Raw genomic sequence first — 12,532 nt, forward strand, 5'->3', positions numbered from 1 at the left:
AGCACAGACCTCAAAGCCTTTGCACGGGTGCCGTCGTCGCTGCCGGGCCGGCGTCCGTCATCGGGGGGTCTGCGGTCCCCCCGCTGGATTGCCGCCTTCCCCACCCGCGCACAGGACGCCGCCGTACACGCCGTCCGCTCATGTCATCAGGACTCAACCGAGCAGACTCTGGCCTTGATGCCGATCAGCTCGCACCTGGCCGCGTCCTGCGCTCCCCCGGAAAGCCGCTGGACGACCTCCGCAGCCGAGCGCGTCCCGGCATCAAAACAGGTCGGGTTCTGCTTCACGACCCCGGCAAGGATCTCGGTCTGCGCTGTGACCACTTGCCAGCGGTCATCTTCTTTCTGTACCTGCTTTTTGAGCTCATCGGCGCGCTTCGCGAATTCCCGCGTGGTCTGTTCGCATTTCGCGGTTGCGCCGTCGTGGCCGCCCGCGCCTATGGCGTACCCACCGCCCGCAAGCACAACTGCCGCCCCCGCGCTCAACAGGGCAGTCACTGATCGTCTCATGACGCGGGATGGTATAGCCCCTGGTCAGGGGAGGAACATCGGCCCCTCTCCGGCAGATCGCGCCCTCGGTCAGCGGGCCTTGGATGCTCTGAGCCGGGCCGTCTGTAGGCCGTCCGGGAACGACCGACGGCGACAACTGACGACAGTCGACGACAGCCCCGCCCCTGCTCAGAGGCGGCACACCGTGAACTGGCGCGGGTGCCCATCAGCGAAGGTAAGTTGAGGAACTCCAGAGCTTGGGCGCAGGATGGCCGGCATGACCTCCAGCGAACGCCCTCTCCTCAACCGCCGGCTGGCCGAGTTCGGGACCACGATCTTCGCCGAGATGTCCGCCCTGGCGCTCAGCACCGGATCCATCAACCTGGGGCAGGGATTCCCGGACACCGACGGCCCCGAGGAGGTCAGGGAGGCGGCCGTGCGGGCGCTGCGCGACGGGCACGGCAACCAGTACCCGCCGGGGCCGGGCGTCCCCGAGCTGCGCACCGCGATCGCCGCGCACCAGAAGCGCCGATACGGGCTGTCGTACGACCCGGACGCGGAGGTGCTGGTCACGGCGGGCGCGACGGAGGCGATCGCGGCCGCCCTGCTCGCCCTGGTGGAGCCGGGTGACGAGGTCGTCGCCCTGGAGCCGTACTACGACTCCTACGCGGCCTGCATCGCGATGGCCGGCGGCACCCGGGTCCCGGTCACCCTCCGCCCGGACGGCGCCACCTTCCGCCTGGACCTCGACGAGTTGCGTGCCGCCGTCACCCCCCGCACCCGGCTCCTCCTCATCAACACCCCGCACAACCCGACCGGCACGGTCCTCACCCGCGCCGAGCTGACCGCGATCGCCGAACTGGCGGTCGAGCGGGACCTGCTGGTCGTCACGGACGAGGTCTACGAGCACCTGGTCTTCGACGCGGCCGGGCACCTCCCCCTCGCCACCTTCCCCGGCATGCGCGGGCGCACGGTCACCATCGGGTCGGCCGGCAAGACCTTCTCCTTCACCGGCTGGAAGGTCGGCTGGGTGACCTCGACGCCGGAACTGGTCACGGCGGTGCGCTCGGCGAAGCAGTTCCTGACGTACGTGGCCTCGGGCCCCTTCCAGTACGCGGTCGCCGAGGCCCTCGCCCTCCCGGACTCCTACTTCGAGGCCTTCCGCGAGGGCATGCGGGCCAAGCGCGACATCCTCGCGGCCGGCCTGAAGGAGGCGGGCTTCAAGGTCTACGACACCGCCGGCACGTACTTCATCACCACCGACATCCGCCCCCTGGGCGAGACGGACGGCTTCGCCTTCTGCCGGTCGCTCCCGGAACGGGCGGGGGTCGTCGCCATCCCGAACGCGGTCTTCTACGACCACCGGGAGGCGGGCGCGCCGTTCGTGCGGTTCGCCTTCTGCAAACGCGTCGAGGTGCTGGAGGAAGCCGCGGCCCGGCTCAAGACTCTCGGAAGTCAGCGCTGAAGGCCAGGTTTTCGAGGTCGGTGGGGCAGAAAGCACTGGCCAGGTAGCGGACCTGGCCGCACCGGGTTGCCGACCTCAGCGGGCGTCCGCCTCGGGCTCCGGGAGCGGGAGTTCGTCGAGGTCGAGGGTGAAGGTGCGGCCGTCGGCCAGGGGGATGGGGAGCTTGCCCGTGCCGTACTTGTGGGTGTGCGCCGCGATGTAACCGGTGGCGGTCGGCTGGGTGTGCAGGACGACTTCCTGGGCGTAGGGGTCCACGACCAGGTAGACGGGGATGCCGTAGCGGCCGTACTTCGCGGTGCAGTCGTCGTAGTCCTTGCGTGCGGATGAGGTCGAGACGACTTCGGAGATCAGCAGGACGTCTTCGAAACGCCGTGTTCTGCGACGACCGGGAGGCGGGCGCGCCGTTCGTGCGGTTCGCCTTCTGCAAACGGACCGACAAGTTGCGCGAAGCAATGAAGAGGCTCGCCGAGCTGTGCAAACAGTAGGGCCGCCCGGCGTTCCTTCACCTCAGTGGCCCGGGCAGGAGGAACCCCTCTACCGAACTCCTGTTTCTTGTGAAATTCTTACCAAGCCCTGGGGGAGAGGGCGCGGGGGACGTGTGCCTGACCAGCGCACGCGATATTCGACCGGCTGACCGCTCATCTCGACGAGAGCGCGTCGGCAATCCGACCAAGGCTGTCGCACAGCCATGCCCGCCTGCTCTCTTCCTGGGCCGAACCAATCGTCCAGAAGACAGGCGACAACATGCGAAGAGCCTTGCGCTCAAGGGGGATGGCGGGCACCGCGCTGGTGGCGGCTTCCGCCGTACTGACGGGACTGGTGTACGCGGCGCCCGCCCGGGCCGACGATCCGCCGCCTCAGGATCCGGACACCGGCCGGCTGCGGATCAGCCTCGGCGAACAGCCCCGTGTCAACCGATGCATCGCCGGTGTGGCCCTGCACATTGGCGGCCCCGCCCTGAAGTCGGCGGCCGCGAAGGCGTTGAACGGCACCGATGCCGATCTCGCCACCGCACTCGACGGCGTTCTCTGGAAGCTGGGCCCCCTCGGTGACGCCCTGTCCAAGGACAAGGACGGCGTCACCCAGTACCTGAATCAGTCCCGCGCCCGCAAGGAGGGCTGGGAAGGCGCGAACAAGATCTACGCCCAGACCGGGTGGGACTCGGGCACCAGCTACCACGCCCCCGAGTTCGACGCCGACGTCGTGGCGTTCACCCTCGGCCCGCAGCAGGACCTGTACGGCCGGCTGGGGCAGGACGGCCGGGGCGTACCCACGCCGGCCTCGGTCGAGCAGGCGAAGAAGATCGCCGCCGCGATCAAGGGCCAGGACACCTGGAATGATCTCGCGGCCGACTCCATGTTCCGGGACAGCGACGTCAAGGGGCCCCACAACTCGACCACCGCGAGCGACGTCGCCTCCTTCCTGCGCCACGGCGGCTTCGTCACCAAGCCGCTGGAGGAGGGCTCCGCCGAGTACCGCATGGAGGTGGAGGCACTCAAGGTCGCCTGGGGCGACTGCGACAGCTTCAATCCCGTCGACGCCCGGCGGATCCTCACCCCCGTGGTCGCGACGGCCGGCCAGGAGTGGGAGCAGGAGTACGCCGCTCAGGCCAAGCCCCGCGCCACCATCATGACCGCAGAGACGAACGCGTCCGCGGAGGCCCGCAAGGCCACCGAGGCGATGATCGAGTCCATCGGGCAGGCATGGCTGGCCGACCAGATCCTCCTCTGGCAGAAGTACTGGGCCGCCCAGCCCAAGGACAACATCCACCGGCCCAAGCCCGCGGTCTTCACCCAGGCCAAGACGGACCTGGCCACCGCCCAGAAGAAGGCCGCCGATCAACTGGCGCTGGCCAACAAGGCGGTGGCTGCCGCCAAGACGGCCGCGGAGCAGGCCGCCACCGCGCAGAACGACGCGTACGTCATCGCCGACGCTGACAAAACACCGCGCGGTCGCGGGCTGTTGTACGCACAGCAGTCGGTGCAGGTCGCCAAGGCCTCGTACGCCGCGGCCCAGGCGGCGGCGAAGGCCACGCAGACCGCGGTGAACGCCGCCAAGGCGACGGTGGCCGACAGCAAGGCGCTGTTCGCGCTCTCCCAGAGCCAGGCGCACGCCATCAACACGGAGTTCCGGCGGATCGCCGCGCAGGAGGCGGCGGCACAGGCGAAGGCGGCAGCCGTGTCCGCGGACGCGCTGGCCAAGGAGGCCGCCGCCAACGCCACCAAGGCGAAGAACGCGCAGGCCACCGCCGAGCGGGCACAGGAGACGGCTCGCGTCGCCGCAGAGACCGCCAAGGCGCAGCGGGCCAAGGCCGAGCAGGAGAAGGGCCTCGCCTCGAAGGAGCGCCAGAACGCGGCCGAGGAACGGGCCAAGGCCAATGCGGCCGAGCAGCGCGCGGCCGAGGAGCGCGAGACGGCCGGCTCCGCCCGTAGCCGGGCGGAGGACGCCGCGAGGACGGCCGACGAGCAGCTCACCACGGCCCTCCTCGCCGAGGGCCGGGCCTCCTCCGCGCGCGAGAAGGCCGAGGAGGCGGAGCGCAACAAGAAGGCCACCGCCGCCCGGGCCGCCGCCCTGGAGTCGGCCGCCGCCGCGGCCGTCGGCACGAGCGCCGCCGGCGAGACCCGGGAGGCGGCCACCGCCGCCCGTACCGCCGCCGACGACGCGGCCGGCGCGGCCACCCGGGCGCACGCCGCCGCCGGCGAGGCGAGCACCGCGGCGCAGAACGCCCGCGCCGCCGCCACCCGGTCCGATGCCGCCGCGCAGCGCTCCCGCGCGGCCGCCGACAAGGCGTGGTCGGCCTACCAGACGGCCGTCGCCGCGGGCGCGGTCGCGCACGCCGCGGCAGCCGAGGCCATCGACGCCTCCGAGGCCGCGTCGGCGAACGCCGCCGAGGCCGAGAAGGAGGCCAAGAAGGCCCAGGCCGCCTCTCTCAAGGCGAGCCAGGAGGCCCAAGCGGCCCGCGACGAGGCCGCCAAGACCAGGGCTTGGGCGGCGACGGCCGCCGGACACGCGTACGCGGCCGGCCAGGCGGCCGCCGCGGCCCGCGACTCGGCGACCGAGGTGATCAAGCCCGCCAACACCGCCATCGCGGCGGGCACCCCGTACCGGGAGTCGGACACCGCGGCCGCCTTCGCCGTGCTGATCGGCCAGACCTCCATGTCGCTGTCCGAGCAGCAGGCCGCCGCGGCTGCCGCCAAGGCCAAGGAAGCGGCCAAGGCCGCCGCCGACGCCAAGGCGCTGGCCGACAGGGCCGCCGGCGACGCCAAGCTCGCCGCGCAGGCGGCAGCGGCGGCGGCAGCCGACGCGGCGGCCGCGCTCAAGTCCGTGGCCGAGGCCCGTGCCTCGGCAGCGGAGGCGGCCAAGGCCGCCGAGGCGGCGAAGAAGGCCGACGCCAAGACCAGCGAGTACGTCGCACAGGCGGGCACCGACTGGTTCTACGCCGACAGCGCCGCCCGCGACGCCTCCAGCGAGGCCGCCGCGGCGAACAACGAGGCCACCGAGGCCGAGAAGAGCGCCACGAACGCCCGCGCCTCCGCCGGCGCCGCCACCCGCGACTCCGGCGCCGCGGACTCGGCGGCCACCCAGGCGGAGAAGGACGCCGACACCGCGGAGAAGTCCGCGGCCAACGCCAACGAGGACGCGAAGGCGGCCGACGGGGCGGCCGACCGCGCGGAGCAGGAGTTCCTCAAGGAGCAGGAGGAAGCCCGCAAGGCCGCGCTGGAGGGCCCCAAGCCCGACACGGGAGCGGACCTCACCCAGAGCGAGGAGGCGCTGCTCCTCGCCCAGTGCGGCCAGTCCTGCGTGGACGACTTCCGCGCGGCCAGGCAGCTGCTGGCCATGGACGTCATGGACTGGGTGGTCGACAACGGCGGCCAGATCCTCCTCGACGAGCTGGGCTACACCGACGCCAAGAAGTGCTTCACCCAGGGCGACGTCGAGGGCTGCCTGTGGACGCTGGTCAACGTCATCCTCGTGGGCGCGGCCGTCACCAAGGTTCCGGCCGTGGGCAAGGCGATCTACCGGGTCAGCAACGGCATCTACTCCTTCTGGGAGAAACTGGACAAGGCCAAGGACACCCTCGACCGGCTCCGTACGGTCCTGGACCGGGTCAAGAAGGGCCAGAGCGCCGTATCGTGCCTCCTCGCGGCAGGCACCGCCGCCCGACCGGCCGCGTTCCACGGGGCCTCCGCGAAGAACGGGGCGCTGGCCGCCGCCGGCAAGCCGAAGATCTGCGTGACCTCGGCGCTCGGCAAGAACAGCAAGCTCGCCAAGCTCGCCGAGAAGTCCACGAAGAACGAGGACGTGCAGCGCGAGATGAACCAGCTCATCAACAAGCTGCTGGACGGCAACGACCAGCCTGGCAAGGGCTCCAAGGCGCTCTCGCACGGCATCCGGTACCTTCGGGGCGACAAGGGCGCACGGCTCTTCTTCCGCGAGGTCGAAGGCGGCTTCGAGATCATCGGCAAGTCCGACAAGCCGAACGAGCCGAACGTCATCAAGGAGCTGCTGAAGATCTATGGCTCATGAGCCGCTCGTGACCGTGGAGACGGCCGACTTCTCCGTCACGTACGTACTCGCCCTGGATGACGACGCCGACACCGTGGAGGACGTCGACGCGGTCATCCGCGCCCGTGACGGCAAGGGGTGGACCGCGACCTTCATGACCCCTCGGAAGATCGCCGAGGTGATGGACCACCGGTCCACCACCGGCGAGTGCGCCGACGGCCTGTACCTGCGGATCCCCGACCTCGTGATCGTCCGCGAAGGCGGCCTGGACGCCATGACCAGGGCCCTGGTCGACCTCTTCGGCACATACGGCATGGACACCGACGTCCTGCCGCGCTTCGAGGCCGACGAGGACGAGGGCGACTGACCTCAGGTACACGACTGTGCCCCGCCAGGTCGATCCTGGCGGGGCACCACCACGTCCGACGAGGGGTGCCGGCGGCACGACTTCACGGCCCGTCCGGCGGCGCGCACCACGCCAGCGGCCGTGGCCCTCCGCTACCCCATCGGGCGCATATTTCTCGCACTTCGTCCCGGCCCCCCGCAGGGTGCGAATGTGAGCCACGCCAGCACCACCGCCAGTTCGGCCACCGGCACGACCACCGGCACCGCCGCTCTCGCCCCGTCCCTCGCACAGCGACCCGGCACCCGGTTGTCCGTCCTCACCGCGGGCGGCGTCGCGGTGGGGCTGTTCGCGGCGGCCCGGCTCACCGGCATGGCCGTGGTCGCGCTGGCCGCCTGGGCGGCCGGCAGGCACCCGCTGACCCTGCTCGGCCGGTCCTGGGACTCGGTCTGGTACCTGGGCATCGCGGCGCACGGCTACGGCCGCACCCTGTACTTCCGCCCCGACGTCATCCACAGCGACCTGGCGTTCTTCCCGCTCTACCCGGCCCTGGTCCGCATCCTCACGGCTGTCACCCCGCTGAGCGGCGCGGGTGCCGGCCTGCTGGTGTCCTGGACGGCGGCCGCCGTGGCCGCCGCCGGCATCTACGCGGTGGGCGCCCGGCTGCACGGCCGCGCGGTGGGCACGGCCCTCGTCCTGCTCTGGGGCCTGCTCCCGCACTCCGTGGTGCTGTCCATGGCGTACACGGAACCGGTCCTGACCGCGTTCGCCGCCTGGTCCCTGTACGCGGTCCTGGCCGGGAACTGGCTGTGGGCGGGCGCGCTGGCCGCCCTGGCGGGCCTGTCCCGGCCGAACGGCTTCGCGGTCGCGGTGGCCGTCCTGCTCACCGCCGGCCGCGCGATACACCGCTCCCGCGGCCGGGTTACCCACAGGCTGTGGACGGGCGCGGCACTCGCCCCGCTCGGCTGGCTCGGGTACGTCCTGTGGGTGGGCCGCCGCACCGGCGATCCACTCGGCGGCTACTTCGGCGTGCAGCGCCTGTGGGGCTCACGCTTCGACTTCGGCCGGGGCTCGCTCCGTTTCGTCCGCGACCTGCTGCTGCGCGGCGACCGCTTCGTCTTCCCGATGGCCCTGGTGATCGTGGCGACGGCGGTGGTCCTCTACGCGCTCCTGCTGCTGGACCGGGCCCCGCTGCCGCTGCTCGCCTACACCGCCGTACTCCTGCTGATCACGCTCGGCGGCTCGGGCTTCTTCGAGTCCAAGCCGCGCTTCCTCCTGCCGGCCTTCCCGCTCCTCCTCCCCCTGGCCCGGGCACTGGTCCGCACGGCGAGAGCCCGGCCCTGGCACGCGTCCGTGGTGGTCGCGGCCCTGGCCGGGCTCTCGTTCGGCTACGGCGCGTACCTGGTCGTCCTCGCCGGCACGCCCCTGTAGGGCTGCTTACTCCTCGTCGTCGCCCTCGGGCTGGTCGGCCCCGTTGACGGCCTCCTCCAGGCCGAGCTGCTCGACGAGCCACTTGTCGAACTCGATCGCGGCCCGCACCCAGCTGACCGTGGACGACACGAAGTGGTTGATGTCCACGCCCATGCCGATCAGCATCTGGGCCTCACCGATGAGACGGACGGTGCCGTCGTCATGGGTGTGGGTGTAGACCTTGGGCCACAGCGTCCGACGGTTCCAGTCGTCGATGGACTCCAGGAGCTGGGGCTTCTCGTCGATCTTGTGGGGACGGTCGTAGAACGTCCGCACCGAGAAGACCGACTGCTCGTCCTCACCACGGAACATGAAATACGTACGGAACTGCTCCCACGGCGCCGCGAGGTCACCCTCGTCGTCGACGACGTACTTCAGCTCCATCTGGTCGAGGAGCTGCTTCACAAGATCCTGATCCGGGACGACGGGGCCCGCCGGTCCTTGGGGCTGCGGCTCGGGCTGGCCCCCGAAGTTCGGAATCGAGGACGGGTCGATGGTCACCGTGATTTTCCCTTCATACGGATCCCGCCATCCTCCCCCATCCGGGGAGGGGGGTGGCAACCCCCGCCCCGGCGGGTTCATCTCCCGTTGGCGGAATTCCGCTCAGAGCGTCTTTCCGGTCTCCTGACCGGTGCTTTCGACGGCTTCCCCGGCCAATTCACCGGCCGATTCACCGGCCGGTTCGACCACCGGTTCCCCGGCCGCATCGTCCGCCGTCACCGGGCCCACGATCAGGCCCTCGCCGAAGGCGTCCACGCGGATCGTGTCGCCGTCCTTGACCTCGCCGGACAGGATCTCCTTGGCCAGGCGGTCGCCGATGGCGGTCTGGACCAGGCGGCGCAGCGGCCGGGCGCCGTACGCCGGGTCGTTGCCCTCCTCGGCGAGCCAGGCCAGAGCCTCGGGAGTGATCTCCAGGGCGAGGCGGCGGTCGGCCAGCCGCTTGGCCAGCCGGTCGATCTGGAGCCGGGCGATCCGGGCCAGCTCGTCCTTCGCCAGGGCGGAGAAGACGACCAGGTCGTCGAGGCGGTTGAGGAACTCCGGCTTGAAGGACTGCCGGACCGTCTCCAGAACCTGCCGCTTCTTCTCCTCCTCGCCGAGCACCGGGTCGACCAGGTACTGGCTGCCCAGGTTCGACGTCAGCACCAGGATGGTGTTGCGGAAGTCGACGGTGCGGCCCTGGCCGTCGGTGAGCCGGCCGTCGTCCAGCACCTGGAGGAGGATGTCGAAGACCTCGGGGTGGGCCTTCTCCACCTCGTCCAGGAGGACCACGGTGTAGGGCCTGCGGCGGACCGCCTCGGTCAGCTGGCCGCCCTCCTCGTAGCCGACGTATCCGGGCGGGGCGCCGACCAGCCGGGCCACGCTGTGCTTCTCGCTGTACTCCGACATGTCGATCCGGACCATCGCCCGCTCGTCGTCGAAGAGGAAGTCGGCGAGGGCTTTGGCCAGTTCCGTCTTGCCGACACCGGTCGGGCCGAGGAAGAGGAAGGAGCCGGTGGGGCGGTCCGGGTCGGCGATACCGGCACGGGACCGTCGTACGGCGTCGGACACGGCCCGTACGGCCTCGGTCTGGCCGATGAGGCGGCGGCCCAGCTCGTCCTCCATGCGGAGCAGCTTCTGGGTCTCGCCCTCCAGGAGACGCCCGGCGGGGATGCCGGTCCAGGCGGCCACCACGTCCGCGATGTCGTCGGAGCCGACCTCGTCCTTGACCATGGTGTCCCGGGAGGTCTCCACCTCGGCCTCGGACGCGGCCTCCAACTCCTTCTCCAGCTGCGGGATCTCGCCGTACAGCAGCTTGGAGGCGGTGTCGAAGTCGCCGTCGCGCTGGGCGCGTTCGGCGGTGCCGCGGAGTTCGTCGAGCTTCTCCTTCAGCTCGCCGACCCGGTTCAGCGACTGCTTCTCGCGCTCCCAGCGGACGTTGAGGCCGCGCAGGTCCTCCTCCTTGTCCGCGAGGTCGCGCCGCAGCTTCTCCAGGCGCTCCCGGGAGGCCGGGTCGGTCTCCTTCTCCAGCGCCAGCTCCTCCATCTTCAACCGGTCGACGGAGCGCTGGAGTTCGTCGATCTCGACGGGCGAGGAGTCGATCTCCATACGGAGCCGCGAGGCCGCCTCGTCGACCAGGTCGATGGCCTTGTCGGGGAGGAAGCGGGAGGTGATGTAGCGGTCGGAGAGGGTCGCGGCGGCCACCAGCGCGCTGTCGGCGATCTGGACCTTGTGGTGGGCCTCGTACCGGCCCTTGAGGCCGCGCAGGATCGCGATCGTGTCCTCGACGGTCGGCTCCGCCACCAGCACCTGCTGGAAGCGGCGCTCCAGCGCCGGGTCCTTCTCGATCCGCTCCCGGTACTCGTCGAGAGTGGTCGCGCCGACCATGCGCAGCTCACCGCGGGCCAGCATCGGCTTCAGCATGTTGCCGGCGTCCATGGCGGAGTCACCGCCGGCTCCGGCGCCGACGACCGTGTGCAGCTCGTCGATGAAGGTGACGATCTGCCCGTCGGAGTCCTTGATCTCGGCGAGTACGGTCTTCAGCCGCTCCTCGAACTCGCCCCGGTACTTCGCGCCCGCGACCATCGCGCCCAGGTCCAGCGCCACCAGCCGCTTGTCCTTCAGCGACTCCGGCACGTCCCCCTTCACGATCCGCTGGGCGAGCCCTTCGACCACGGCGGTCTTGCCGACGCCCGGCTCACCGATGAGCACGGGGTTGTTCTTGGTACGGCGGGACAGCACCTGCACGACCCGCCGGATCTCCTGGTCCCGTCCGATGACGGGGTCGAGCTTGCCGTCCCGGGCGGCGGCTGTGAAGTCCGTCCCGAACTTCTCCAGCGCCTTGTACTGGCCCTCCGGGTCGGCGGTGGTCACCCGGCGTCCGCCGCGCGCCTTCTGGAAGGCCCCCACCAGCTTCTTCGCGGTGGCCCCCTGCCGATCGAGCACCTCGCCGGCCGCGCCGCCCTTCGCGGCGATGCCGATGAGCAGGTGCTCGGTGGAGAGGTAGTCGTCGCCGAGGTCCCGGGCACGGTCGGCCGCGTCGGCGAGGACCGCGAGCAGTTCGCGGTTGGGCTGCGGAGGCGCGACCGTGGAGCCGGTCACGCTGGGCAGCGCGGCCAGCGCGCGCTCGGCGCCCTGGCGTACGGCGGCCTGGTCGGCGTCGACGGCCGCGAGCAGGTCGGTGATGTTCTCGTTGTCCTGCCCGGCAAGCAGAGCCAGCAGCAGGTGAACAGGCGTCAGGTCCGCATTCCCCTCGGTCACGGCCCGGCTGCTGGCCGCGTTGATCGCGTCCCGGCTCCTGTTGGTCAGCTCGGCGTCCACGTTCGCGTTCTCCTCCTCGGCATCGTTCGGCTGACTCAGCCAACGTACACAAAGTTGAGTCTATTCCACTCAAGGTAGAGACGGGGGCCTTTCCCGGGACCAGCTTCGGGGGCGTGAGGGCCCCTCGGCGCGGCAAGGGGGTTGGGGAAGGGAGGGCGGCGAGGGGCCGGGAGGAGGGCGGGCCGGGAACGGGCACGGGCAGGCGGTCGGGAAGCGGCCCGGGCGGTCAGCCGGACAGAGGGGGGAGAGGCAGCGGATGGCCGGGAGGGGCGGCAACGGCTGTCGGAGGAGGTGCGGGGAATCGGGTGGGAGAGCGCTCTGGGCGAGAGGGCACTCTCCGTGGCGGGCAGCGGAGGCACGGCGGCGTGGACCCCGAGACACAGGGGGCGGGATCAAGTCGGCGCCCCCGGGGTGACCGCCCTGTTCTATCGGCGTTCCATCGACGGATTTCAGCCACCGTAAACCTGGCCGAAACCGGCCGATACGCCGAAATGTCCCCAGAAAACTGCAGCGGCGTCACCGTGTTCAGGTCACGGTGACGCCGCTGCGGGGGGAAGCACCTGAGCGATCTTTTACGACGGGGGAATCGCGTCAGGCACTGCGGGGGGTGGCCGAGATGGTCCTCACGTCCGGTACCTCCGGCTCAGCCAGCCGGTGGTCCCGTTGGTCCAGATTCACAAAAATCATTCCGTAGCGGACGGCACACCGCACGGGCTGCGGCGCACCCCGGGGCTTGCGCAGACACCGGTAGGCCCGTACGTCCTCTTCGTCGTCCCGCGTCACGACGACCGGCTCACCGAAGACGGTCACCATCAGCGAGTCACCGCTGTGGGGGATGGCGGTGACCAGATCGATGAAGTGCCAGCCGGAGCGGTAGGCGGTGGCCATCTCGCGTCGGAAGGATCGGTCGTCGGGTGGGGTGGTCACTTCAGCTCCCGGCTCCATCGGTCACGGAATCAGCAG

Annotated in this window: 8 protein-coding genes and 1 pseudogene; 4 read left to right on the forward strand and 5 right to left on the reverse strand. The window is 70.9% G+C overall.

Going from position 1 to position 12,532, the window contains the following annotated elements:
• Positions 1 to 146: 146 nt before the first annotated feature.
• A complete protein-coding gene (locus AB0D59_RS36275) occupies positions 147 to 509 on the reverse strand; it encodes a hypothetical protein (protein ID WP_362574790.1) in 363 nt (120 codons plus the stop codon).
• A gap of 247 nt (positions 510 to 756) precedes the next feature.
• Between AB0D59_RS36275 and AB0D59_RS36280 the strand changes: the two genes are divergently transcribed.
• Positions 757 to 1,953, forward strand: a complete 1,197-nt coding sequence (locus AB0D59_RS36280; RefSeq protein WP_362574792.1) for a pyridoxal phosphate-dependent aminotransferase — start codon at positions 757 to 759, stop codon at positions 1,951 to 1,953.
• 75 nt (positions 1,954 to 2,028) lie between these two features.
• Here AB0D59_RS36280 and AB0D59_RS36285 read toward each other — a convergent pair whose 3' ends face one another.
• Positions 2,029 to 2,307, reverse strand: coding sequence for a Uma2 family endonuclease (locus AB0D59_RS36285; protein WP_362574885.1), 279 nt, complete (start codon positions 2,305 to 2,307; stop codon positions 2,029 to 2,031).
• A 417-nt stretch (positions 2,308 to 2,724) separates the two neighbouring features.
• Between AB0D59_RS36285 and AB0D59_RS36290 the strand changes: the two genes are divergently transcribed.
• From AB0D59_RS36290 to AB0D59_RS36300, 3 genes are all read left to right on the forward strand, one after another.
• The gene (locus AB0D59_RS36290; RefSeq protein WP_362574794.1) at positions 2,725 to 6,480 is read left to right on the forward strand and encodes a hypothetical protein; all 3,756 of its coding nucleotides are present in this window, start codon (positions 2,725 to 2,727) and stop codon (positions 6,478 to 6,480) included.
• Entirely contained in the window at positions 6,470 to 6,826 is a 357-nt protein-coding gene (locus AB0D59_RS36295) for a hypothetical protein (protein WP_362574795.1), read from the forward strand. Before AB0D59_RS36290 ends, AB0D59_RS36295 begins: the two co-directional genes overlap by 11 nt.
• 348 nt (positions 6,827 to 7,174) lie before the next feature.
• The gene (locus AB0D59_RS36300) at positions 7,175 to 8,233 is read left to right on the forward strand and encodes a hypothetical protein (protein ID WP_362574887.1); all 1,059 of its coding nucleotides are present in this window, start codon (positions 7,175 to 7,177) and stop codon (positions 8,231 to 8,233) included.
• A 6-nt stretch (positions 8,234 to 8,239) separates the two neighbouring features.
• Here the strand turns inward: AB0D59_RS36300 and AB0D59_RS36305 are convergent, their stop codons facing one another.
• From AB0D59_RS36305 to AB0D59_RS36315, 3 genes and pseudogenes are all read right to left on the reverse strand, one after another.
• Positions 8,240 to 8,773, reverse strand: coding sequence for a YbjN domain-containing protein (locus AB0D59_RS36305; protein ID WP_362574797.1), 534 nt, complete (start codon positions 8,771 to 8,773; stop codon positions 8,240 to 8,242).
• A gap of 219 nt (positions 8,774 to 8,992) precedes the next feature.
• Positions 8,993 to 11,569, reverse strand: a pseudogene (clpB, locus tag AB0D59_RS36310) (ATP-dependent chaperone ClpB); the annotation flags it as partial.
• 591 nt (positions 11,570 to 12,160) lie between these two features.
• The gene (locus AB0D59_RS36315) at positions 12,161 to 12,496 is read right to left on the reverse strand and encodes a hypothetical protein (RefSeq protein ID WP_020941262.1); all 336 of its coding nucleotides are present in this window, start codon (positions 12,494 to 12,496) and stop codon (positions 12,161 to 12,163) included.
• Positions 12,497 to 12,532: the final 36 nt, after the last annotated feature.

The sequence above is a fragment of the Streptomyces sp. NPDC048417 genome, from assembly GCF_040651615.1.
Classification (GTDB): Bacteria; Actinomycetota; Actinomycetes; order Streptomycetales; family Streptomycetaceae; genus Streptomyces.